The organism is Streptomyces sp. N35 (assembly GCF_016464295.1).
Classification (GTDB): domain Bacteria; phylum Actinomycetota; class Actinomycetes; order Streptomycetales; family Streptomycetaceae; genus Streptomyces.
The window spans coordinates 110,396-132,865 of sequence record NZ_JAEIMH010000011.1; the positions used below are offsets into that span (position 1 = coordinate 110,396).

Annotated in this window: 22 protein-coding genes; 12 read left to right on the plus strand and 10 right to left on the minus strand. The window is 71.3% G+C overall.

Annotated elements, in window-relative coordinates:
- Positions 1-73: 73 nt before the first annotated feature.
- From amiA to JAO81_RS09065, 5 genes are all read right to left on the minus strand, one after another.
- Positions 74-187, minus strand: coding sequence for a streptamidine family RiPP (amiA, locus tag JAO81_RS43355; protein WP_267912995.1), 114 nt, complete (start codon positions 185-187; stop codon positions 74-76).
- Between the two features lie 73 nt (positions 188-260).
- Entirely contained in the window at positions 261-1,064 is an 804-nt protein-coding gene (locus JAO81_RS09050) for an ABC transporter ATP-binding protein (RefSeq protein ID WP_199547280.1), read from the minus strand.
- 117 nt (positions 1,065-1,181) lie between these two features.
- On the minus strand, positions 1,182-2,267 hold the full coding sequence (locus JAO81_RS09055; RefSeq protein ID WP_199547281.1) for an iron ABC transporter permease: 1,086 nt from the start codon (positions 2,265-2,267) through the stop codon (positions 1,182-1,184).
- Positions 2,268-2,311: 44 nt separating this feature from the next.
- Entirely contained in the window at positions 2,312-3,232 is a 921-nt protein-coding gene (locus tag JAO81_RS09060) for an iron ABC transporter permease (protein ID WP_199547309.1), read from the minus strand.
- 113 nt (positions 3,233-3,345) lie between these two features.
- Positions 3,346-4,320, minus strand: a complete 975-nt coding sequence (locus tag JAO81_RS09065) for an ABC transporter substrate-binding protein (RefSeq protein WP_199547282.1) — start codon at positions 4,318-4,320, stop codon at positions 3,346-3,348.
- Positions 4,321-4,462: 142 nt separating this feature from the next.
- Here JAO81_RS09065 and JAO81_RS09070 point away from each other — a divergent pair, with 142 nt between their 5' ends.
- From JAO81_RS09070 to JAO81_RS09080, 3 genes are all read left to right on the plus strand, one after another.
- Positions 4,463-5,659: a hypothetical protein gene (locus JAO81_RS09070; protein ID WP_199547283.1), complete on the plus strand. Its 1,197-nt coding sequence runs from the start codon at positions 4,463-4,465 to the stop codon at positions 5,657-5,659.
- Between the two features lie 104 nt (positions 5,660-5,763).
- Entirely contained in the window at positions 5,764-6,255 is a 492-nt protein-coding gene (locus JAO81_RS09075; protein WP_199547284.1) for a DUF2975 domain-containing protein, read from the plus strand.
- Positions 6,255-6,476 (plus strand): helix-turn-helix transcriptional regulator, encoded by a 222-nt coding sequence (locus JAO81_RS09080; RefSeq protein WP_199547285.1) that lies wholly within the window; start codon positions 6,255-6,257, stop codon positions 6,474-6,476. The genes JAO81_RS09075 and JAO81_RS09080 overlap by 1 nt, the downstream gene beginning before the upstream one ends.
- Positions 6,477-6,533: 57 nt before the next feature.
- On the opposite strand, the gene JAO81_RS09085 is transcribed toward JAO81_RS09080, so the two are convergent.
- Both JAO81_RS09085 and JAO81_RS09090 read right to left on the minus strand, forming a co-directional pair.
- The gene (locus tag JAO81_RS09085; protein WP_199547286.1) at positions 6,534-7,364 is read right to left on the minus strand and encodes a DUF4253 domain-containing protein; all 831 of its coding nucleotides are present in this window, start codon (positions 7,362-7,364) and stop codon (positions 6,534-6,536) included.
- Positions 7,365-7,502: 138 nt separating this feature from the next.
- Positions 7,503-8,297, minus strand: coding sequence for an SDR family NAD(P)-dependent oxidoreductase (locus JAO81_RS09090; protein WP_199547287.1), 795 nt, complete (start codon positions 8,295-8,297; stop codon positions 7,503-7,505).
- Between the two features lie 461 nt (positions 8,298-8,758).
- On the opposite strand from JAO81_RS09090, the gene JAO81_RS09095 reads away from it, so the two are divergent.
- Positions 8,759-11,212 (plus strand): carbohydrate-binding protein, encoded by a 2,454-nt coding sequence (locus JAO81_RS09095; protein ID WP_199547288.1) that lies wholly within the window; start codon positions 8,759-8,761, stop codon positions 11,210-11,212.
- Positions 11,213-11,214: 2 nt separating this feature from the next.
- The gene (locus JAO81_RS09100) at positions 11,215-13,374 is read left to right on the plus strand and encodes a ThuA domain-containing protein (RefSeq protein WP_199547289.1); all 2,160 of its coding nucleotides are present in this window, start codon (positions 11,215-11,217) and stop codon (positions 13,372-13,374) included.
- A 325-nt stretch (positions 13,375-13,699) separates the two neighbouring features.
- Here JAO81_RS09100 and JAO81_RS09105 read toward each other — a convergent pair whose 3' ends face one another.
- Positions 13,700-14,338: a response regulator transcription factor gene (locus tag JAO81_RS09105; protein ID WP_199547290.1), complete on the minus strand. Its 639-nt coding sequence runs from the start codon at positions 14,336-14,338 to the stop codon at positions 13,700-13,702.
- Between the two features lie 112 nt (positions 14,339-14,450).
- Here JAO81_RS09105 and JAO81_RS09110 point away from each other — a divergent pair, with 112 nt between their 5' ends.
- Together JAO81_RS09110 and JAO81_RS09115 are read left to right on the plus strand one after the other, a co-directional pair.
- Entirely contained in the window at positions 14,451-15,626 is a 1,176-nt protein-coding gene (locus JAO81_RS09110; protein ID WP_199547291.1) for a sensor histidine kinase, read from the plus strand.
- Positions 15,623-16,279 carry a response regulator transcription factor gene (locus JAO81_RS09115; RefSeq protein WP_199547292.1) on the plus strand — a complete coding sequence of 219 codons (657 nt, stop codon included), beginning with the start codon at positions 15,623-15,625 and terminating at the stop codon, positions 16,277-16,279. The genes JAO81_RS09110 and JAO81_RS09115 overlap by 4 nt, the downstream gene beginning before the upstream one ends.
- Before the next feature lie 100 nt (positions 16,280-16,379).
- Here the strand turns inward: JAO81_RS09115 and JAO81_RS09120 are convergent, their stop codons facing one another.
- On the minus strand, positions 16,380-17,018 hold the full coding sequence (locus JAO81_RS09120) for a GntR family transcriptional regulator (protein ID WP_199547293.1): 639 nt from the start codon (positions 17,016-17,018) through the stop codon (positions 16,380-16,382).
- A 446-nt stretch (positions 17,019-17,464) separates the two neighbouring features.
- On the opposite strand from JAO81_RS09120, the gene JAO81_RS09125 reads away from it, so the two are divergent.
- The 5 genes from JAO81_RS09125 to JAO81_RS09145 are packed head-to-tail and all read left to right on the plus strand — an operon-like array spanning position 17,465 to position 21,930.
- Entirely contained in the window at positions 17,465-18,241 is a 777-nt protein-coding gene (locus tag JAO81_RS09125) for an MHYT domain-containing protein (RefSeq protein ID WP_374194274.1), read from the plus strand.
- A gap of 57 nt (positions 18,242-18,298) precedes the next feature.
- A complete protein-coding gene (locus tag JAO81_RS09130; RefSeq protein WP_199547294.1) occupies positions 18,299-20,587 on the plus strand; it encodes a nitrate- and nitrite sensing domain-containing protein in 2,289 nt (762 codons plus the stop codon).
- A complete protein-coding gene (locus tag JAO81_RS09135; RefSeq protein WP_199547295.1) occupies positions 20,587-21,000 on the plus strand; it encodes a roadblock/LC7 domain-containing protein in 414 nt (137 codons plus the stop codon). Before JAO81_RS09130 ends, JAO81_RS09135 begins: the two co-directional genes overlap by 1 nt.
- Complete coding sequence (locus JAO81_RS09140; RefSeq protein WP_199547296.1) at positions 20,997-21,365, plus strand: DUF742 domain-containing protein; 369 nt, start codon at positions 20,997-20,999, stop codon at positions 21,363-21,365. Before JAO81_RS09135 ends, JAO81_RS09140 begins: the two co-directional genes overlap by 4 nt.
- Positions 21,346-21,930 (plus strand): ATP/GTP-binding protein, encoded by a 585-nt coding sequence (locus JAO81_RS09145; RefSeq protein WP_199547297.1) that lies wholly within the window; start codon positions 21,346-21,348, stop codon positions 21,928-21,930. The genes JAO81_RS09140 and JAO81_RS09145 overlap by 20 nt, the downstream gene beginning before the upstream one ends.
- 84 nt (positions 21,931-22,014) lie before the next feature.
- Here the strand turns inward: JAO81_RS09145 and JAO81_RS09150 are convergent.
- Positions 22,015-22,470 (minus strand): transporter substrate-binding domain-containing protein (locus tag JAO81_RS09150; protein ID WP_199547298.1); only part of this gene is annotated, 456 nt, incomplete at its 5' end.

Genomic DNA, 22,470 nt, shown 5'->3' on the forward strand with positions numbered 1-22,470 from the left:
CACACAAAGGGACTTGGCACGCGGGCCCACCGAGAGGCAGTCGGCGGGCCCGCGAGCGAGGGTCAGCCCTCGGTCACTCCTCGGTGGCGTCGAAGGGGTTCTCGACGAGAGCGTTGGAGTGGGAGGCCGAGTCGTGGGCCAGCTGGCCGGGGTCGGCGATCGGCGTGAAGACCTGGTCGTCCTTCATGAACTTTCCTCCATCACAAGGGAGTTGCGGCGATCGGTCGATCACCACGCGAGAACGTTATTGAATATGATTGTCATTTGAAAGAGCGCAGCGGGTGATCTGGGTAACACACCGGCCAATCCCCCTCGGGGTCCCGCCCGACGCGGCCCGCGACCCGCAGCACGTCCGCGAGGAACCCGGGCGTGACGACCTCCTTCGGCGGCCCGTCGGCCACCACACCGCCGTCCCGCAGCGCGACGATCCGCTCGGCGAAGCGGGCGGCGTGCGCCAGGTCGTGCAGCACCATGACCACGGTCAGGCCGCGCTCCTCGCGCAGCCTCACCACCGTTTGCAGGACGTCGAGTTGATGGTGCAGATCCAGGTACGTGGTCGGCTCGTCGAGCAGCAGTACGCGGGTGTCCTGGGCGAGCGCCATGGCCAGGCGCACCCGCTGCCGTTCGCCGCCGGAGAGCGCGTCGACGGGCCGTTCGGCCCAGTCCGCCACACCGACATCGTCCAAGGCGCGGCGCACCACGGCGTCGTCGCCCTCGCGCAGCATGCCGAGCGGGCCGCGCGCCGCGTACCGCCCTTGCCGTACGAGCTGCCGTACGGTCATCCCGGGTACCGCCGGGGCCGACTGGTGCAGCAGCGCCACATGGCGGGCCGTGGCACGCCGCGAGCGCCGGGCCAGGTCGTGACCGCCCACCAGGACCCGCCCCTCACCGGGCCGAAGGAGCCCGGCGACGATCCGCAACAGGGTCGACTTGCCGCAGCCGTTGAGGCCGACGAGAGCGGTCAGCTCTCCCGGTTCGACGGCCACGTCGACGCCGCGCAGGACGGGGCGGCCGGGGTATCCGAAGTGGACTCCTTCTACGCGGATGCCCACGGGTTCACTCATGCTGTGACCTCAACTGTCCTTAGCCGTCCTTAACTGTTCTTTGCGACAAGGGCCCTTGGGGCGCCGACCGCGCCGGGATGCGTCTCCGCGGCAAAGGGCCTTCGTGACCGCAGCGGCCTAGAAGTCCTGGGCGGGCGTGCGGCGTACGACGATCAGCAACAGCACCGCGCCCACACACGCGGTGAGCGCTCCGACGGGCACGGTCAGCCGGTCGGAGTCGAGGGCCAGGGCGAGCAGCCGCGACAGTGCCTGCGCGGCGGCGTCCGCGCCGCACACCACGACCGCTCCCAGCAGCGCCGCCCCGGGCAGCGCGAGACGCAGGTCGGCGCCGAACACCGCCACGGCGACATGCGGCACGAGCAGACCGACGAAGCCGAGGGCTCCCACGGAGGCCACGGCGCCCGCCGTCAGCGCCACGGCGCACAGCAGCGCCAGGGACCGGGCCCGTACGACCGACAGGCCGGCCGCGGCGGCGAGTTCGTCGCCGCAGCGCAGCAGGGTCAGCGGCCCGGCACACAGCCAGGCCACGACTCCCCAGGCGAGCGCCCAGGGCCACAGGAGGTGCCAGTGCTCCCATACGCGGCCTTCGGTGGTGCCGACCAGCCACTGGACCACGCTGCCCAGTTCGCCCGGGGCGACGAGCAGCACCATGGCGGTGAGTCCGCCGAGTACGGCGGAGACGAGCACTCCGTGCACGGCGGTCTGTGCGGGATCCGCACGGCCGCGTCCGGCGAGGAGCCATAGGAGGCCGGCCCCGGCCAGACCGCCCGCGAGGGCCGCGATGACCACGGCGAGCGGTGACTGCCAGCCCGCCAGGCCGAGCCCGGTCGCCGTGACCGCCCCGAGTACGGCGCCCGGCGTCACACCCGTGACCTCGGGTCCGGCCAGCGGATTGCGGAGCGCCGACTGCAGGACCAGACCCGCGACACCGAGACAGCCGCCCGCCCCGAGCGCCACGAGGAGGCGGGGCACGCGGAGGTTGAACAGCACGTGCCGGTCCATCGTGCCGCCCCCGCCGGACAGTACGTCCCAGGCCACGGAGGGGGACATGGCCCGCCCGGACAGGAGCGATGCGCAGGTGGCGGCCAGGATGAGCCCGGCGAGTACGCCGAAGCGCCTCACCGTCCGTGCGGTCCGCGCCACCGGTTCTTCCCCCTTGGCCCGCACCCTCCGCGTCGGCCGTACGACCTCGGTCTTCGGCATCCCCTTCGTCGCTCCTGCCCCCTCCGTCACCCGTGCCCTCTCCCTCATCGCGCCCTCCTCAGCAGGGCGACCCCGGCCGGCACCCCGAGCAGGGCCGTCCAGGCGCCGACCGGGATCTCCACCGGCGCGAGCGCGAGCCGGGCCGGTACGTCCGCGAGGGCGACGACGACCGCGCCCCAGGCCGCCGACCAGGGCAGCCAACCCACCGCGTCGGAGCGGGGGTTGAGCCTGCGGGCCAGCTGCGGCGCGAGGAAGCCCACCCACGCGACGGGTCCGCACACCGCGGTCACGGGCGCGATCAGCACCACGGCGACGGCCAGCGCCGCGAACCGGGCCCGCCGTGCTCGTACGCCGAGAGCTTCGGCGTCGTCGTCGCCGAGACGGAGCACCGCGAGCACCGGCGCGCACAGCACAAGCGCCGGAAGCGCGATCAGGAGCCACGGCCACAGGCCGGTGACGTCCTCCCAGGTGCGCGCCGACAGCGAGCCGAGCAAGTACCGGTAGATCAGCTGCAGATCGAGCTGATCGGCCATCACCATCAGGACCAGCAGCGCGGCCTGCAGCGCCGCCGCGACGGCGGCACCGGTGAGCAGTACGGCGGACGGGCTGCGCCCGAGCCCCGCCGCGAGCAGCGTGAGTCCGCCGCCCAGCGCCGCCCCGCCGATGGCGAGCAGCGGCTGGACGGCGGCGGGCACGGCCACGGCGAGCACCAGCGGTGCGGCCACCCCGAGCGCCGCGCCGGACGAGACGCCCAGCATCTCGGGGACGGCCAGGGGGTTGCGCAGCGCCTCCTGCAGTACGAGTCCGGCCGCCCCCAGGCAGGCGCCGGCGAGCAGTGCCAACACCAGCCGGGGTACGCGGAGTTCGCAGACGACCACCTGAGTGATCTCGTCGCCCCCGAACAGCCGGTGCGGCGGCACGTAGGGCGTGCCCAGGCTCAGGGCGCACCATGACGCGACGGCCAGCAGGACACCGAGGACCAGGAGCTGGGACCCCGTCCGCCGTCGCGCGGGCTCGGCCGGATGCCCGTCGGGCCCGGGGGCCGGTGCCTTCGTTTCGGATATCGCCGCCCGCACGCTCACTTCAGCGCGGCCGCGGCCTCGTCGAGGACGATGCCGAGGGAGCGGGTGCCGCGGCCCTTCGCCCAGATCTCCGAGTTGACCTCGTGGACGTCACCGTTCTTGACGGCGGGAATCTTCCCCCACAGCGGGTTCTTCGCCAGCTTCTCGGACAGCTTGCCGTCCGCCTCGCCGAAACTCATGGTCTCGACGAAGAGCACGTCCACGCCTTGCGCGAGGATCTCTTCGAGGCTGTAACTGCCGTCCACGCCACGGGACTTCCAGGGATAGTCGGCCAGCTTAGGGAAGAGTCCGGCGGCCACGTCCGTGCCCGGGGTGGCGACGCCGAAGTTCTCGTCGCTCCCGTAGATGATGAGTGCGGTCCTGTCGCTCCTGGTCCGCTCGGCCTCGGCCAGCTTGGTGCGGAACGCCTTCTCCGCCTTCTCGCCCTGTGCCGTACGGCCGGTGAGTGCGGCGACATCCCGCAGATAGCTCACGCTGTCCTGCCACTTCCCGGGCTGTACGGGCCAGAAGGTGGTGGCCCCCTTCAGCGCGGGCGCGAGCTTGCCGTGGGTGTCCTCGAGGCCGATCACCAGGTCGGGCTTGTGGGACAGGATCGCCTCGACCTCCGGTGCGATGAAGCCGCCGGGGATCACCTCGACCTGCTTCGCCTTCTCCTTGCCCAGGAAGCCGGGCTGGGCGAGGAGTTCGTTGTTGGTGGCGGTGGGGACGATGCCGAGCTCGGTCAGGATGTCGTCGCACAGGGCGACCAGACACACGATCCGCTCCGGCTTCTTCTCCAGGGAGATCTTGACGCCGTTGGCATCCGTCAACTCCCTTGTCACCTCGATCGGTTCGACCGTCACATCGGTCTTCTCCCCCTGCGCCTTATCCGTCGTGGCCGGCTCGGCGTCACCGCCGCATCCCACCAGGACGGAACCCAGGACCGCGGCGGCGATCCCGCATCGGACAGCTCTCGAGATCGAGCGCAGCATCGATGCCCCCACTTTCTTCTCGCATGTTCGGAACGCGGCCGACCATACATGATAATCATTTTCATATACATCCCCGATCGTTCCGCCCTGCGAAGCCTCGACGGGCGGACGGTCCGCTCCCGCACGCCGATGGAGGCCCGCCATGACCGCCGACCCGCTGCTCCTCGTCTCCGACCACATCGAGGGGTGCGTCCAGGTGGTGACGGTGCCGGACGGCATCGAGGCGGGCCGCCTGACAGGGCGTCACCTCTCGGAGCACGCAGGGTTCTTGGCCCTGCCGGGCGGACGGGTGGCCTGCGTGGACGACCGCCGCGGCGAACTCCTCGTACTCGACCCTTACGGTCGCGACCTGGTGGCGGCCACCGTCCCGGTGGCGGTGCCGGCCGAGCATCTGGCGGCAGATCCGGGCGGACGGTGGGTGGCCGTCACAACCGGACTCGGCAAGAACCCCGAGCCCTGGTCGGACCTGCTGACCGTCGTCGACCTGGCCACGGGGGACGCCGCCCGCGTTCGTACGCGCCGAGGCGAGCCCGGCGTGACGGTCCTCGGGTCCGACGATCCGCTCGTGGTCCTGCGCCACCGGGAGCCGGGCGCGCTGGCCGTCCACCGGTTCGCCGACCTGCTCGCCGCGGCACCCGGGTGCCCGCGGGTAGAGCCGGCCGCCTCGCTTCCGCTGCCGGACGACGGCCACGGTGACGCCCAAGACCCCGTCCACGACCGGGTGTTCGCGGCCACCGGCGCGGGGGTGCACCGGGCACGCCGGGAAGTTGACGGCCTCATCGCGGAGCCGGTGATCCCGTGGGGCGGAGCTGCCCGCGGCTGGTACCTGCGCCTCGATACGCGGCGCAGGGCGCTCCGGTCGACTCTGCGCGGCGGACCCGCCGATCCGTTGCGCTGGCCGGAGTGGACCAACCACGCATGGACCTGCGAACTGGACACGGACGCCACGTCACTGACCGACCTCGGCCCCGGACTCGTCTTCCGGCTGGCCCTCGCTCAGGAGCATGCCGCGTTCGCCCGCATCCACCCCGACGGCGACGAACTGATCCTGCTGAGCGACGACGGAACCCTCCGGCGCACCGGGCTGCCACCGATGGAGGGCGCCCCGGCCCGCGGCTCCACACCCTGGGAGGGCGTCCAGCGCCGCGCCGTGGCCGCGTCACCAGGCGCGGACTGGGTGGCGGTCACCCGCGGGGGTCATGGCGAAGTCCATGTCGTGGACGCGCGATCCGCCGGCGAGGCCACCCGCCTGAAGCTGGACACACCACTCCATCACGGCGGGCACCTCCTGCTGCTCGCGCAGGGGGATGGCGCGGACGGTGACACGGTCGGGCGCTGACGGCCTCGGGCTCTGGACGAGCCGCCCGCCCGACGCTCCATCCCCCTTGCTTGATCTATCGATATTCGATAGATTTCCATCGCAGATCGATGGAAGGATGGGTCATGGGAAAACTGGCAGTGCGGGCGCTGCGCGCCGTACTCGTGGTGGTGCTCACCGGCACCGTGTGCGTACAGGCACTGATGCTGTGGGCGCTGATCAGCGGGAACGACCCGGAGGACGGATCACTCCCGCTGACCCCGCTGCGCGTGATCACGATCCTCGGCATCGGGGCGGCCCAGGTCGCCCTGGTCTGCGTATGGCGGCTGGTGACGATGGTGCGACGCGGAACCGTCTTCTCCCCCGCCGCCTTCCGATACGTGGACGGCATCATCGGCGCGATCGTCGCGGCCGCTCTCGTCTGGTTCGCGGTCACGGCCCTCAACGCGCCCGGCCAGCGGGAGGACCCCGGAGTCACCCTCATCATGGGCGGGATCGGCCTGGCCATCCTGGGAGTCGCGCTCATCGTGCTCGTGCTGCGGATGCTGCTCGCCCAGGCCGTCGCCCGCGACGCCGAAGCGGCCCAGATGCAGGCCGAGCTGGACGAGGTGATCTGATGCCGATCGCCGTCGACATCGACGTGATGCTGGCCAAGCGCAAGATGTCCGTGGGTGAACTCGCCGACCGTGTGGGGATCACTCCCGCCAACCTGGCGGTCCTCAAGAACGGCCGCGCCAAGGCGGTGCGCTTCGCGACGCTGGCCGCGCTCTGCGAGGTGCTCAAGTGCCAGCCGGGCGACCTGCTTCGCTGGGAGGCCGAGGACTCCGTGGACGGATGAACCGTGCCTGCCGGAGCGTCCGGCCCAGGGACTTGTCCGACGGATCTTGTGGCGGCCTCAGTCCCACCCGAACGTCCAGTACGGGGCGGTCAGCAGGTAAGTGGCGTACTCGCGGATGGTGCTCATGCCGAAGTTCGCGAGCGCGTCCGGGCAGAACGCCATGTGCTCGGCGGCCAGCAGTTCCGCCTCACCCCGCGTGGTCGGCGGGGCGGCCGCGGACACGATCAGTGCGCAGCCCGCCACCACCACCCGGGCGCCGAACCGGTCCTCCCAGGTGCGCAGGACGGCGCACAGGCGGGCGACGTCGCGTTCATAGTCGGCGGCCCAACTCCAGCCGATGGCAGCCGGTATGTCGGCGCTCCGGCGCGCCGGAACCAGGGCGATCCACGAGGTCTGCCCGTCGAAGTCGTACTGGTCGGGGCCGGGCTCGAGCATCAGCCGTGCGACATGCTCGGCGGCGGTCTCCGGCACGTCGGGCGCGTGGCGCACGGCTTGGGCGAGGCCGGGCCATGCGGCGCCGAAGGGTGCGCGGATATGGCGGTAGGCCGGTCGGATCGGACGCCGGGCCCAGTGCCCGGCCAGCACCTCGACGGCGTCGTGGTCCCCGGGGCGCGACACGGTCTCCGGGGCCAGGTCGCTGCCTCCTCGTACGCTCATGTCGGGGCCTATGAGCACCGGAAGGAGTCCGAGTGCCCGCGCGGGTCGCAGTGCGGCCCAACTCCCGGATGACGCGGGCGAATCGGACACCCACAGCAGCGGTTCGTGCCAGGTGCCCTCGATGGTGTCGCAGGTCGTCGAGCCCGCGGGCAGCGACAGCCCCAGGGAGGCGCCGGTGGGGTCCGACGCGAGGTGGTGCAGAGGGTTCGAAGGAGACGCGGGCGTGGTCATGCGGGGACTGTAGGACGGCGCGGCTTCTCTGTCAGGGCCGGATCGAATCCGCACGGCGATCCCGCTGCCAGGGCAGGGGCGGATCCGCACCACGATCCCGCGGCCAGGACAGGAGCGGATCCGCACCACGCCCCCCTGTCAGGGCAGGATCGAGTCCACGTATCCGCCGTCCACCCGCAGCGCGCCCCCTGTGGTGGCGCTCGCCTGGTCCGACGCGAGGTACACGACCATGTGGGCGATCTCCTCGGGTTCGATCAGGCGCTGCAGCAACGACTGCGGGCGATGCTCGCGCATGAAGGTGCGCTGGGCCTCGTCCCACGGCAGGTTCCGGTCGACCAACTCGTACACGAAGTCCTCCACGCCCCCGGTGTGCGTGGGGCCGGCGATCACCGAGTTCACGGTCACGCCCGAGCCTGCGGCCTGCTTCGCGAAGCCCCGGGTGACCGCGAGCAGCGCCGTCTTCGACATGCCGTAGTGGATCATCTCCGCGGGGATCACCACCGCGGAGTCGCTGGCGATGTTCTGGATCCGGCCCCAGCGCCGCTCGGTCATGCCGGGCAGGTACTGACGGATGAGCCGTACCGCGGCCAGCACGTTGACCTCGAAGTAGCGCCGCCATTCGTCGTCGCTGATGTCCAGCGGGTCGGCCGGTCCGAAGATACCGAGGTTGTTCACCAGGATGTCCACCCGCGGCAGCGCCTCCGCGACCTGCCGCGCACCGTCCGCGGTCGTGACGTCGGCGGCCACCGGCACCAGGTCGGCGTCCGGTACCGCGCCCCGGATCCGCCCGATGGCTTCGTGTACGCGTACCTCGGTCCGGCCGCTGATGCCGACGCGCGCTCCCGCGCGCGCCAGTTCGGTGGCGATGGCGGCGCCGATGCCCTGGGTGGAGCCGGTAACCAGGGCGGTACGTCCCGTCAGATCGATATGCATGGGAAGCGGTACTCCTCCGCGTCGGTAAGCGTGTGGCGGCAGGCGTGGTGAGGCCGGCGCGTGGCGGCCTCTACCCAGTCTTGCCCGCGCCAAGGGAGGGTGCTGCCTGAGCCTCGGCCGCCTTGGCTCGGCCACCTCGGCTCCGCCACCTTGGCTCGGCCGCCTTGCCGGCGGTTCCGTGCACACAGCATTTTTGACAGGCCCTTGACAAATGACGGGTGGCATCGCCAGCATGCAAGACGTTCGCAGTTCTGCGCAATCAGCCGCACTGAACACGCAATTCACGCATCGCCGGGAAGGCGCTCAGTCGCCGCACTCGCAACGCGCACTTTGCCGCACCCGCAAGGCACACCCCACAGCACGCGCAAGGCACACCGCCAGCCCCACCACGTCACACCCGCAGCAAGCGCGGCCAGCGCGCGCCCTGCCTGACACACCCCCAAGCGTCAGGAGGATGCCCCATGCCCTCACGCCCTCGTACGGGGCTGAGACTGCTCAGCGCACTCGCCCTCGTCCTGACCGGCGGCACCGTCGCGTCGGTCCCGGCCTCCCCGGCCGTGCCGGACATTCCGCCCGCGGACTATCAGCAGGTCCAACTCGCCACCGGTGGCGCTGAATTGGGCGAGCCCATGTCGCTCACCGTGCTGCCGGACCGCTCGGTCCTGCACACCGCGCGCGACGGCACGATCCGCTTCACCGATGCCGCGGGCAGCACCACGACGGCCGGGAAGCTGGACGTGTACACGCATGACGAGGAGGGGCTGCAAGGCATCGCGGCGGCTCCGGACTTCGCCACGAGCCGCCATGTCTACGTGTACTACTCCCCCAAGCTCAACACCCCCGGCGGCGACGCCCCGGTGACCGGCAGCGCGGCCGACTTCGAGGCGTGGAAGGGGCATCTCAACCTCTCCCGGTTCACGCTCAAGTCCGACAACACTCTCGACATGGCCGGCGAGAAGGTCGTGCTCGAGGTGGCCAACGACCGCGGCCAGTGCTGCCACGTGGGCGGCGACATCGACTTCGACGCCGCCGGGAACCTGTATCTGACGACCGGCGACGACACCAACCCGTTCGACTCCAGCGGGTACGCGCCGATCGATGAACGCACCGACCGCAACCCTCAGTTCGACGCCCAGCGCTCCTCCGGGAACACCAACGACCTGCGCGGCAAGCTGCTGCGCATCAAGCCGACCGCCGACGGCGGCTACACGATCCCGTCGGGCAACCTCTTCACCCCGGGTACGGCGAACACGCGGCCCGAGATCTACGCGATGGGCTTCCGCAACCCGTTCCGTATGAACGTCGACAAGGCGACCGGCATCGTCCACCTCGGCGACTACGGTCCCGACGCGGGCGGCGGCGACGCGAACCGGGGCCCCGGCGGCCAGGTCGAGTTCGACCGGGTCACCGGTCCGGGCAACTTCGGCTGGCCGTACTGCACCGGCACCAACACCACCAACGAGACGTACAACGAGTTCACCTTCCCCAGTGGCCCTTCCGGCGCCAAGTACGACTGCGCGGGCGGGCCGACGAACAACTCGTTCCGCAATACCGGGCAGTCCGAGCTGCCGCCCGCGAAGGCCAGTTGGATCACCTACGGCTGGGAGGGTTCGCCGCCGGAGTTCGGCAGCGGCTCCGAGTCGCCGATGGGCGGCGAGGTCTATCGCTACGACCCGGCGCTGGACTCGGACGTGAAGTTCCCGCAGTCCCTGGACGGCCGGTTCTTCGCCACCGAGTACGGCCGCAAGTGGATCAAGGCGATCGAGGTGAAGGGCGACGGTTCGCCCGGCGTGATCGAGGACTTCCCCTGGACCGGCACACAGATCATCGACAGCGACTTCGGCCCGGACGGCGCGCTGTACGTCCTCGACTACGGGACAGGCTCCAACAACCAGGCGCTGTACCGCATCGATTACCTGGCGGGCAGCAACCGCAGCCCGATCGCGAAGGCCGTCGCCGACAAGACCTCCGGCGCGCTGCCGCTGACCGTGGCGTTCTCGTCCGCGGGCAGCTCCGACCCCGAGGGCCAACCCCTCACGTACCACTGGGACTTCGGCGACGGCTCCACCTCGACGGAGGCCAGCCCCTCGCATACGTACACCACGCAGGGCACGTATCGTCCGACGCTCACCGTGAAGGATCCGGAGGGCCTGACCGGCTCCTTCAGCCTGGTGATCACAGCGGGAAACACGGCCCCCACCGTCACCCTGGCCAAGCCGCTCGACGGTCAGCTCTTCTCCTTCGGCGACACCGTCCCGTTCGAGGTGAGCGTGAGCGATCCGGAGGACGGTGCGATCGACTGCGCGAGGGTCGAGGTCACCTATCTGCTCGGGCACGACAGCCATGAGCATGCGATCACCTCGAAGAACGGCTGCAGCGGCACGATCGCGGTGCCGGCCGACGGCGAGCACGACAGTGCGGCGAACCTGTACGGCGTCTTCGACGCCGAGTACACCGACGAGGCCGGCCTGACCACGCACAGCAAGCGCGTCCTGCAGCCGCGCCACCGGCAGGCCGAGCACTTCTCCGCCCAGTCCGGCATCCAACTCGCCGCGCACGGGCCGGCCGAGGGCGCCCACACCGTCGGGTTCACGGACGACGGCGACTGGATCTCCTTCAAGCCGTACGCACTGGGCGACGTCACCTCCTTCACCGCCCGGATCTCCTCGGGCGGCGCGGGCGGCACCCTCGAAATCCGCGCCGGCTCACCGGCCGGGACCCTGCTCGGCGCGGTGAACGTGCCGGTGACCGGCGGCTGGGAGAACTTCCAGAACGTGTCGACGAACCTGTCCCGAGCGCCCTCGGGCACCACGGACCTGGTGCTGGTCTTCAAGGGCCCGACCGGTCAGGGCAACCTCTTCGACGTCGACGCCTTCACTCTCGGCACCACCACCCGCGCGAAGAAAGGACGTTGACGATGAGGAACCTCCGCAAACGTCTGCGGCGCGGGCCCGCCGCCCTGGTGCTCGCACTCGCCGCGACGCTGATCGCACCCGTCTCCTCGGCCGCCCCCGTCCCCTCGGCCGCCGCAGCGCCCTTCGAGGTTCTGGTCTTCTCCGAGACGGCCGGGTTCCGGCACGATGCGATCCCGGCCGGCATCGAAGCACTGCGAACGCTCGGCGGGCAGAACGAGTTCACCGTCACGGCGACCGAGGACTCGTCGGTCTTCTCCGAGCAGAGCCTGTCCGGATACGAGGCCGTGGTCTTCCTCAACACCACGGGCGACGTCCTCACCGACGCACAACAGGGCGCTCTGCAGTCGTACGTGGATTCCGGCGGCGGTTACGTCGGCGTGCACGCCGCGGCAGACACCGAGTACGACTGGCCGTACTACGGACAGCTGGTCGGGGCGTGGTTCAAGAGCCATCCCGCGATCCAGCAGGCCACCGTCGTCAACGAGGACCGCGGCCACCCGGCGACCGCGCACCTGGGTGCCACCTGGTCACGGACTGACGAGTGGTACAACTACCGCGCCGATCCGCGGGCCGGGGTGCGGGTGCTCCAGTCGCTGGACGAATCCACGTACAGCGGCGGGGAGATGGCGGGCGACCACCCCATCACCTGGTGCCACGCGCAGGGGCAGGGGCGTTCCTTCTACACCGGGCTCGGGCATACCGCCGAGTCGTACGCCGATCCCGCCTTCCGGGCGTTGCTGCTCGGCGCGGTCCGGTACGCGGCCGGGCAGGCACCGGCGGACTGCTCGCCCAAGCCGGGCGCGGCGACGGTGGAGGCCGAGTCGTTCACCTCGGGCTCCGGGGTGCAGAGCGCAGCTCATGCACCGGCCAGCGGTGGGCAGACTCTCGGCTACATCGACAACGGCGACTGGGCCGCGTACGCGAGCGTGTCCACCGAGGGCGCGCGCCGCTTCACCGCGAAGGTGTCCTCGGCCGGTGCGGGCGGCACCGTCGAGATCCGCTCCGGCACGGCCGACGGGACGCTCCTGGGGTCGGTGCAGGTGCCGGTGACCGGCGGCTGGGAGACGTTCACGACCGTGACCGCGGAGCTGAGCGGCTCCGGATCAGGACCGCTCGTCCTCCGGTTCACGGGCGGCTCGGGCGCACTGTTCGACCTCGACACCTTCTCGCTGACCACCGAACCGACCGCCGAGGCCGGGTCGGCGAACGTGCATCTCTTCTACTACCCCTGGTACGGAAGCCCGGCGGTGCACGGCAGTTGGCGGCACTGGCCCCAGGGCGGGCACACCCCGCCCGAGGACATCGGCGCCGACTTCTACCCGGCGCTCGGCCCGTACGACTCCGGCGACATGGCGGCCGTCGTGGCGCAGCACATGCGGTGGGTGAAGCAGTCCGGCGCCGGCGTGATCGTCTACAGCTGGTGGGGCCGCGGCGGTTACGAGGACCAGCTCGCGAAGGGTGTCCTCGACGCGGCCGCGAAGGAAGGCATCAAGGTCGCCTGGCACTTGGAGCCGTACGGGGAACGGACCGCGGAATCGACGGTGGACGACATCGAGTACATCAACGCCGCCTACGGCGGCCACCCGGCCTTCTACCGCTCGGCGGAGCACGGCGGGAAGTCCGCGTTCTACGTCTTCGAGAGCCTGCGGATCACCGACTGGTCGGCGCTCGACGAGGTGACGGACACGAGCATCGTGCTCGCGCAGACCACCGACACCACGAAGATCGCGCACTTCTCGGGTCTGTACACCTACGACGGCATCGCGGGGGCCACCGCTCCCGGCTGGAAGCAGGCCGGGGACTATGCGCGGGCCAACGGTCTGGTCTGGGCGCCGTCGGTCGCACCCGGGTACCTGGACGACCGTGCGGTGCCGGGCAACACCACGCCCACGGTGGACCGTGCGGACGGTGCGGCCTACGACAAGCAGTGGAACAACGCCCTGGACCCGGCGATCGGCGGCTCTCCGTCGTGGGTGTCGGTGACGTCGTTCAACGAGTGGCACGAGGGCAGCTCCATCGAACCCGCGGACAGTTCACCACCGGGCGGCCACGGCTATCTGACCTTCGACGGGGCGTACGGGAAGACGGGTGAGGCTGCGGAGACGGCGTATCTGGACCGTACGGCCTACTGGGTGGGCCGGTTCGAGGAGGCTCGCCGCTAAGGGTTCGGCCCGCTCTTAGGCGGAGCCTCGGTTTCGAAGACACGGCGCCCGCACCGAACGGGGTGCGGGCGCCGTCGCTGTCCCGGGCTTCCGGCACGGGGGACATGGGGCGCCCGGGAACGCCGCCTGTGCGCGTCCGGGGCAGGAAGCACACGCAATTGGCAGCTGAAACACCGCACGACGCGTATCACGGGGGAACGCTGCGCCGTGCGGTGCCTCTCCAGTCTCCTCGGCGGTACGACGCCGCTCGCCGGCGTTCGGCGGGTACGCACCTGTCGAAAGTCACCCCCGGTCAGGCGGGTCCCGACCGTCCCGACCGCACGGCTCACTGGTCGCACAGCCCGGCGCGATAGGCGATACGCGCTGCCGCCACCCGGTTGGCGGCGCCCAGGCGCTCCAGGATCTGCGAGACGTGGCCCTTGACGGTGCCCTCCGTCATCCCCAGTTCTGCGCCGATCTCCTGATTCGACAGACCGTGGGCGAGCAGCCGCAACACGTCCAACTGGCGATCGGTCAGCGACTGCACCAGGGCCGCCTGTGGACCGTCGCCGGTCATGACGTCGATGACCTTGCCGGTGACCGCGGGGGCGAACACCGCACCGCCCTGCGCCACATTGCGCAGCGCGCCCAGGAGTTCACCCGGCGGGGTGTCCTTGAGCAGGAAGCCCACCGCGCCGGCGGCCAGGGCCTGCTCCACATACGCGTCGTCGCCGAAGGCGGTCAGGGCCACGACCGCGGGCGGCGCGGGCAGACGCCGCAGGGCCCGCGTGGCGGCGATACCGTCGGTGCCCGGCATCCGGATGTCCATGAGCACGAGGTCGGGCAGCAGCACCCGCGCCTGGTCGATCGCGGAACGCCCGTCCCACGCCTCGGCCACCACCCGCAGATCGCCGCTGGAGTCGACGATGGTCCGCAGGCTCTGCCGTGCGGCGGGATCGTCGTCGGCGAGCAGGACTGTGATCATGCACCCCATCGTGGGGCCGCCGACGCGGGGCACTGCGCGGCGCCGGGCCGAACGGGTGAGCACCGCACGGCCCGACGGCCCATGCGGGGCGCGGCTGATCTACGTTGGCGGCATGCACGGCCCTTCGCCGTCCCGCTGGACGCCGCGCCGGATCGACACGGCGGTGACGGCAGCGGCGGTCACCATCGGATTCGCCGACTCCTGGGTCAAGCCCTACAGCGGTCTGCTCACCGGGCTGCCCACCCCGGTGATCGCCCTCGTCTCCGCCGCCGTCGCCACCGCGCTGTGGTGGCGCCGGCGCTGGCCGGGCGCAGTCACCGGCGTCGTGATGGCGGCGTACGGGGTGGGCTTCACTCCCGTGACCCTGGGCATCGCCCTGTTCACCGTCCGCGGGGGGTACCGGCGTCGCCTCCCTGCGCTCGCGGGCTTCGCCGTCGCGGGGTTCGCGGCCGGTCTGATCGGGCTGCGCGGCGGGCTGCCCGAGGCGGGGGTGCGGGAGGCCGCCTACTCACTTGCGATGATCATCGGCCCGCTCATGGTCGGCTACGCGGTCGGGGTACGACGTGATCTGGTGGCCGCCGCCGAGGAGCACCTCGCGGATCTGCGCCGGCAGCAGGAGCTGCTCGCCGAGCGGGCCCGGGCCGATGAACGCGCGGGCATCGCACGGGAGATGCACGACGTGGTGGGCCACCGGGTGAGCAACATCGTGCTCGCCGCGGGCGCGCTGCAGGTGGGACCGGCCGCCGACCGGCCGGAGATCACGCGGACCGTGGAACGTATCCGCAGGGACGGCCGCCAAGCGCTCGAAGAACTGCGCGAGATCCTGGACGTACTCGATCCGGCCGGGCGGGAGCGGCCCGGGTCCCTCGAGCAGTCCGACGCCGATCTGCGCACCTTGGTCGAGGGGGCCCGAGCGCACGGCCAGGCGGCGGAGCTCGCGGTCAACGGCCACCCCGAACTCCTGCCGTACCCGATGCGGCGCGCCCTGCAGCGCGTGGTGCAGGAATCCCTCACCAACGCCGCCAAGCACGCGCCCGGGGCGCCCGTACGGGTGGAGGTGGACTGCCGCAGGGACGGGGTCGCACTCCGCGTCCTCAACACCGCACCCACGCGGCCCGCGTCGCCCGAACTGCCCAGCGGGGGCCGCGGTCTGCCGGGGCTCGCCGAGCGGGTCGGCCTGCTCGGCGGCACGCTGGTCACCGGACCGTATGACGGCGGCTATGTGGTGGAGGCGTTCATCCCGCACCACCGGCCGCCCACCGCCCACGACACTTCAGGAACGCCATGACGATCCGGGTACTGATCGCCGACGACAGCGCGATCACCCGCCGCGGACTGACATGGATCATCGAATCCAGCGGTGACATGGAGGTCTGCGGTGAGGCCGCCGACGGCGCCCAGGCCGTGGCCCTTGCCGGCGAGCTCGGCCCCGACGTGGTCCTCCTCGACATCCGGATGCCGAACGTGGACGGACTCGCCGCGCTGCCCGAACTGCTGCGCACGCCCCGCCCGCCCCGGGTGATCGTGCTGGCCACCTTCCACGAGGACGCCCAGGTGGCCGAGGCGCTGCGCACGGGTGCGGTCGGCTTCCTGCTCAAGGACACGCCGCCCGACGACCTGCTGCGCGCCATCCGCGAGGTCCACGCCGGAAACGCCACGCTCGGTCCGGCGGTGGCCCGGCGCCTGCTGGACGCGCGCGCCGGGCGGACCACCACGGCCACACCCGAGGAACAGCGTCGGCTGGCCACGCTCAGCGCCCGGGAGCGCGACGTACTGCGCCTGCTGGCGCGCGGTCTGACGAACGCGGATATCGCCGCCGAACTGGGCACCACCGAGGGCACGGTGAAGGGATACGTCAGCAATGTGCTGGCCAAGCTCGACGCGGACAGCCGTGTGCGGGCCGCGACCCTTGCGTACCGCGCGGGGCTTGACCGGGACTGAGCGTCGGGGCCGGAACCTGATCAGGGCGCGGTGCCGGCTCCGGCTCCGGCCCCTGCTCCCGCTCCCGCTCCCGCTCGGCTCCGGCCCCGCTCCCGCATCCTCAGTCCGCGCCCCCGCGGCACAAGTCCGCAACGCTCAACAGCCGCCCGTGCTGGTCCACCACACGCCGCCGCGTCCGCTTCGACCGGCTCCGGCTGGGAGTGTCGTACCGCGAGGGGCGCAGTCCCGCTTCGAGGATCCACTCGTGGATCTCCCGCAGATCGGGCTGACGCGGTTCGTTGATCTGCCGGATCCGCTCACGCAGCCGGGGCACCTCCGCGATCAGGACAGGCGACAGGTATGTCGTGGCGATCGGTGCCGGCGGCGCCCCGCCCATGTGCACGGTGCGCCGGTGCACCAGGGTGGAGTCGCCCGGCGCGCACGGCAGGAGCTTCGCGATGTCCGGCGGCGGCGCTTCGTACCGCAGCCGGCACGACACCGAAATACCGAGCAGCGCGGCGGCACTGGCGCCCGGCCGGACCACCTGTACGTAGGCGTACGTGCCGTCGTGGTCGCCGTAGACCCTGCGGCGGGTCCGCAGGTGACGCAGCGCTCGCCGCACGGTCTCGCGGTGGACGCCGAAGTTCTCCGCGAGGTCACGCTCCGGGGGCAGCCTGAGGTCACACCCGCCCTGTTGCTCCTCGATCAGCCCCAGGATCTGGTCCGCGACTTCGAGGTAGCGCGGTGGTGCGGGAGGCATCGTGAAGGTTCCTCGGTAGCTCGCTGAGGACAGAGGGGGCCTTACGAGTCTCGAAGCGGAGCATGGGGGTGCGTGCTGACCAGGGACGGGGGCATGCCTGACGAAAGTCAGGGGGCCGGCAGTCCGCCGGGGCCCTGCAACACCAGGAGTGCCCCGTTTGTACCGACCACGCCGGACCGGAAATCCCGCACGCCGGGCTGTGGAAAAGGCAGGCGGCAACGCTCCCCGCCGGCCGCGCCCCGACGTCCCCTCACCCCGGCAGTCCGGGCGTCGGCGAACTGCCGGAGTACCGCGGCATCACCGGACGCATGGGTAACTACGCGCAGGGTCAAGGCCCTGCGCGTCCAGCGCCTGAACAGCCTTGGATTCCAAGCCATTTACTCGTGCTAGCTTCCTCGCCGCCGCGCCGGAGTCCCCCGGTCCGGCACAACCAGGAGAGGGAGAGCGTGGTCCATCCAGAGCATTTCGGCGCCGGTTGGGTGTCGCCCGTCGTCGCCTACGCCATGGCCGCCGCAGGAGCCGCCCTCGGTTTGCGCTGTACGGTGCGGGCCCTGGCCGCCGAGGGCGCCGCACGGCGCAACTGGCTGCTCACGGCGTCCGTGGCGATCGGCTCCGGTATCTGGACGATGCACTTCATCGCGATGCTGGGCTTCACGGTCGGCGGCAGCGCCATCCGCTACGACGTGTCGCTGACCCTGCTCAGCCTGCTGATCGCCGTCGCCGTGGTCGGCGCCGGACTCTTCACCGTCGGCCTGTTCGGCCAGGACCGCCGCTGGCCACTGCTCGCGGGCGGCATCGGCACCGGAGTCGGTGTGGCGGCCATGCACTACCTGGGCATGGCCGCGCTGCGGCTGCACGGAGAAATCACCTACGACACCACCCTGGTCTCTCTCTCGGTCGTCATCGCCATCGTCGCCGCCACCGCCGCGCTGTGGGCCGCACTCACCGTCCGCGGCGTCACAGGCACGGTGCTCGCCTCCCTGGTGATGGGCGCGGCGGTGAGCAGCATGCACTACACGGGCATGTTCTCGGTCAGCGTCGAACTCGCTCCGGACCACGCTCCGTTGACCGGCGCCACGGCCATGGAGTTCATCTTCCCGCTGGCCGTCGCGCTCGGCTCCTTCCTCTTCCTCACCTCGGCGTTCGTGGCTCTCTCCCCCGCGGCACGCCGTCGCCGCCCTGTGGCCGAGCCGATGGACGACGTCGAGCTTCCCGCCCTCTGAGCTCCCGGGCTCCTGCCCTTTTCCCCGCACACCACCGAACCGTCGAACGAGGCACACATGCGCCTGCGCGCACTGAGGCGGCTACGCCCCAAGTCGGTACGAGCGAAGATCATCTGCCTGCTCATGGTCCCGGTGATCTCCTTGATGGCACTGTGGGCCCAGGCCACCGTCTCCACCGCACGCGAGATCTCCGACCGCGGCCGGCTCGACGAGGTCACCACCACACTCCTCGAACCCGTCGACCAGTTCGTCGCGGCGGTGCAGCGCGAGCGCTCCACGACGGCCCGCTATGGCGCCGACCCCGATGCGGCGCAGAAGAAGCACCTGCGGTCCGCGCAGCGCATCACCGATCAGGCGAGCCGGGCGCTGCGCGCCGCAATGAACGAGGGCAGCACCGACGCGGGTGACCTCAGCCCTCGACTCCCCGGCCGGATCGCGGAGTTGCTGCGTGGTGTCGATGAGCTGCCCGCCCTGCGCGAATCGCCGGAGGCCGGCGCGTACGACGCATACACCTCGGTCATCGAGGACGCGCTCGCCGTCGACGGAGCACTGACCCAGGTCCGTACCGTCCACGCACCACCGGGCGCCTCGGAGGCGCGCACCCTGCACGATCTCGCCCGGGCGCGTGAGCTGCTCGCCCGCGAGGACTCACTTCTCGGTGCGGCACGGGCGGCCGGCCGGATGTCGTCCGCCGCCCACGAGGAGTTCGCCGGCACCGTCCTCTCCCGCCGTGAGCTGATGAGGTCGGCCGTGGCCGACCTCGAACTCCGGGACGCGGAAGTCTTCCGGGCGGTCCTGTCGGGCGACGCATACCGCGCCCTGACCGCCACGGAGGACAAGGTGCGTGCCGCAGGGCCCGACGGCGCACCGCCCGCCGCGAGCACCTGGGGCCGGCCCACGCAGACTGTGCTCGACGGCCTGCAGGAGGCGGGGAGCAGCGCTTTGACCCGCCCGGCCGCGGAGCACGACCCCTACTCCGTCGACGAACTCGGCGGAGCCGGTGTGGCCGTCGTACTCGGACTGTTCGCGGTACTGCTCTCTCTCCTGATCTCCGCCGGCATCGGCCGTTCGCTGGTCATCGAGCTCGTCGGCCTGCGCGACGAGGCGCTGGACCTGGCACGGCGTGATCTCCCCGCCGCCATGCGGAAGTTGCACCAGGGCGGGGAAGTGGACATCGACAAGCTCGCGCCCGCCCGCACACCCGGCGAAGACGAGGTCTCCCAGATCGGCGCAGCCCTTGTCTCCGTCGAACGGGCCGCCCTGCGCTCGTCCGCCCAGCGCGCCGAAGTCCTGTCACGTATCGCCGGGGTGTACGTCAGTCTCGCCCGGCGCAGCCAGGTGCTGCTGCACCGCCAACTCGGCCTGCTCGATGCCATGGAACGGCGCGTGGAGAATCCGGAGGACCTGGAGGACCTGTTCCGTATCGACCATCTGACCACCCGGATGCGGCGGCACGCCGAGAGCCTGATCATCCTGTCCGGCTCGACGCCCGGGCGTGGCTGGCGCCATCCCGTGCCGCTGCTCGATGTCGTACGGTCCGCGACCGCGGAGGTCGAGGACTTCGCCCGTGTCGACATCGGCGAGGTCCCGGACGTGCGGGTGCCCGGATCCGCGGTCGCGGACGTGGTCCACCTGGTGGCCGAACTCGTCGAGAACGCCGCGTCGTTCTCGCCTCCGCACACCAAGGTGACCGTACGCGCCGACCGCGTCGGATCCGGAGTGGTGCTGGAGATCGAGGACCGCGGGCTCGGTATGCAGCGGGACGCACTCGGCGAGGCCAACCGCCGCATCGAGGACGCGGCCCGGGTCGACCTGCTCGACAGCGAACGCCTCGGACTGTTCGTGGTCAACCGGCTCGCCCACCGGCAGAACATCCGCGTCACCCTGCGCGCCTCGGTGTACGGAGGGGTGTGCGCGATCGTCCTGCTTCCCGAGGACCTGGTAGCCGCCCCCGTGCCCGTGACGCGCCGAGCAGACGACACCGGGCTGCCGCGCCGCCGCTCGCTGCCCGTCCCGCCTGCGCACCAGCCGCATACGGATGCCCCGACCCTGATCCTCGCCCCCGTCACCGAGCCACCCGCCAAGCCGTCGACGGGACCGGCCCCCGCCGGGACACTCCCCGGCGAGACGACCGCACTCCCCCGCCGTATCCGCCAGTCCCACATGGCCGCGCCCTTGCGCGAGGAACACCCCGAACCCCCACCGCAGTCCGGCGGCGCACCGCCGCAGCGGACGCCCGACCAGGCCCGCGCCACGATGACCGCCCTGCGCAGCGGCTGGCAACGCGGGCGTACGACTCCGCTCCACGACGACAGTCCGTCCCCGTCCCGAGGAGAAGACAACTGATGACCGGAGCCACTTCCCCCCATGGTGAACTCACCTGGCTCATGGACGAGTTGACCAGGCGTGTACCCGAGATCCGCGAGGCCCTTGTTCTTTCGTCGGACGGGCTGGCGATGGCCGTGTCCTCAGGGGTCCGCCGCGAGGACGCGGAGCGCTTCGCGGCCATCGCCTCCGGCTTCCACAGCCTCGCCAAGGGCGCGGGCCGCCATTTCGAGGCCGGTCCCGTGGTCCAGACCGTCGTCGAGCTGGGCGAGGGGTTCCTCTTCGTGGTCTCCGCGGGGAACTCGTCCTGCCTGGCGGTGTTCGCCACCGGGGACGCCGATGTCGGTCTGGTCGCCTATGAGATGGCCCGCCTGGTCCAGCGGGTCGGCGAGCACCTCGGCACCGCCGCTCGCGCCGGCTCGGGAGCCACGTGAACGACTCCGTCCCCCAGTGGTACGACGACGAGGCGGGGCCCTTGGTGCGGCTGTACGCCATGACCGGTGGCCGGGCCCGCGCGAGCGGCAGGTTCGACCTGATGACCGTGGTACGGGCGGTCGCGCCACACGCCCACGGCCCGCCCCTGCCGCCGGAACAGCAGCTGCTGCACCGCCTGTGCGCACGTCCGCGCACGGTGGCGGATGTCGCCTCCGATGCCGGACTTCCCCTGGGTGTGGTCCGCGTCCTGCTCGACGACCTGCTCGCCGCCGGTCTGCTCAGTGCGGGCCCGCAGGTCGAACCGGCCTGCCTGCCCGACCCTCACTTGCTCAGGAGAGTGATCGATGGACTCCGCGCGCTCTGACGCCTACGCGGGCGGTTTCACGGCCGACTTCACCGCGCTGAAGATCCTGGTGGCCGGCGGCTTCGGAGTCGGCAAGACGACTCTGATCGGCGCCGTCAGCGAGATCCGTCCGCTGAGCACCGAGGAAGTGCTGACGGAGGCGGGCCGCCCGGTGGACCACCTCGACGATGCCGCCGCCAAGACCACCACCACCGTCGCCCTGGACTTCGGCCGCATCACCCTCGGCGACGACCTGGCGCTCTATCTGTTCGGGGCCCCGGGCCAGGACCGCTTCTGGTTCCTGTGGGACGAACTGGCCCACGGCGCCCTGGGTGCGGTGGTGCTGGCCGACACCCGCAGACTCCAGGACTGCTTCCCGGCGGTCGACTACTTCGAGCGCCGGCACCTGCCCTTCGTCGTCGCGGTCAACTGCTTCGACGGCGCACGCGCCCACACGACGGCGGCCATCACCGCCGCCCTGGACCTGGACCCGGGCACACCGGTGGTGCTGTGCGACGCCCGCGACCGCGCCTCCGGCAAGGAGGTCCTGATCGCATTGGTCGAGCATGCGGGCCGCCCCCGATAAGCCGCCATGGGGGTGAGGCGGCGGCCTCACCCCCATGGCTTCGTCGCCAGGACGGCGTGCCTCGGCCTTGCTTAGACCATCACGTCACTTGCCACCATTGACGACCGCTTCGGTGACGGCGCCGTCCTCGACGCCCCACTTCGAGATGATCTTCTCGTACTCGCCGCTCTTGATGACGGCGTCGAGCGCGGCCTTGAGGGCGTCGCGCAGCTGGTCGTTGCCCTTGGCCACGGCGATACCGAAGGGCCCGGCCTCGATCTGGTCGCCGACGATCTCGAAGTTCTTGCCGCCGCCCGAGTTCTTCACGCTGTACGCGGCCACGGGATAGTCGGCCGCCACCACGTCGGCGCCGGCACCCCGCATCCGGACCTCTGCCTCCGGATTGGTCGGGAAGTCCTCGATCTTCAGGGCAGGTTCACCGTCCTCGTCGCACTTCTCGGCCTGGTCGTTCGCCAAGTCGAGTGCGAACGTGGCCTGCTGTACGGCGATGGTCTTGCCGCACAGGTCGTCCCAGGTCTTGATGCCCTGGGTCTCGCCCTT

Bases quoted from the DNA above. Each gene is read 5' to 3' on its own strand.
- JAO81_RS09120 (WP_199547293.1), bottom strand. From the start codon at position 17,018: ATGCCTCCCGCACCACCGCGCTACCTCGAAGTCGCGGACCAGATCCTG.
- JAO81_RS09075 (WP_199547284.1), top strand. From the start codon at position 5,764: ATGGGAAAACTGGCAGTGCGGGCGCTGCGCGCCGTACTCGTGGTGGTG.
- amiA (WP_267912995.1), bottom strand. From the start codon at position 187: ATGAAGGACGACCAGGTCTTCACGCCGATCGCCGACCCCGGCCAGCTG.
- JAO81_RS09080 (WP_199547285.1), top strand. From the start codon at position 6,255: ATGCCGATCGCCGTCGACATCGACGTGATGCTGGCCAAGCGCAAGATG.
- JAO81_RS09100 (WP_199547289.1), top strand. From the start codon at position 11,215: ATGAGGAACCTCCGCAAACGTCTGCGGCGCGGGCCCGCCGCCCTGGTG.
- JAO81_RS09135 (WP_199547295.1), top strand. From the start codon at position 20,587: ATGACCGGAGCCACTTCCCCCCATGGTGAACTCACCTGGCTCATGGAC.
- JAO81_RS09070 (WP_199547283.1), top strand. From the start codon at position 4,463: ATGACCGCCGACCCGCTGCTCCTCGTCTCCGACCACATCGAGGGGTGC.
- JAO81_RS09110 (WP_199547291.1), top strand. From the start codon at position 14,451: ATGCACGGCCCTTCGCCGTCCCGCTGGACGCCGCGCCGGATCGACACG.
- JAO81_RS09090 (WP_199547287.1), bottom strand. From the start codon at position 8,297: ATGCATATCGATCTGACGGGACGTACCGCCCTGGTTACCGGCTCCACC.
- JAO81_RS09115 (WP_199547292.1), top strand. From the start codon at position 15,623: ATGACGATCCGGGTACTGATCGCCGACGACAGCGCGATCACCCGCCGC.
- JAO81_RS09055 (WP_199547281.1), bottom strand. From the start codon at position 2,267: ATGCCGAAGACCGAGGTCGTACGGCCGACGCGGAGGGTGCGGGCCAAG.
- JAO81_RS09065 (WP_199547282.1), bottom strand. From the start codon at position 4,320: ATGCTGCGCTCGATCTCGAGAGCTGTCCGATGCGGGATCGCCGCCGCG.
- JAO81_RS09130 (WP_199547294.1), top strand. From the start codon at position 18,299: ATGCGCCTGCGCGCACTGAGGCGGCTACGCCCCAAGTCGGTACGAGCG.
- JAO81_RS09050 (WP_199547280.1), bottom strand. From the start codon at position 1,064: ATGAGTGAACCCGTGGGCATCCGCGTAGAAGGAGTCCACTTCGGATAC.
- JAO81_RS09085 (WP_199547286.1), bottom strand. From the start codon at position 7,364: ATGACCACGCCCGCGTCTCCTTCGAACCCTCTGCACCACCTCGCGTCG.
- JAO81_RS09095 (WP_199547288.1), top strand. From the start codon at position 8,759: ATGCCCTCACGCCCTCGTACGGGGCTGAGACTGCTCAGCGCACTCGCC.
- JAO81_RS09105 (WP_199547290.1), bottom strand. From the start codon at position 14,338: ATGATCACAGTCCTGCTCGCCGACGACGATCCCGCCGCACGGCAGAGC.
- JAO81_RS09145 (WP_199547297.1), top strand. From the start codon at position 21,346: ATGGACTCCGCGCGCTCTGACGCCTACGCGGGCGGTTTCACGGCCGAC.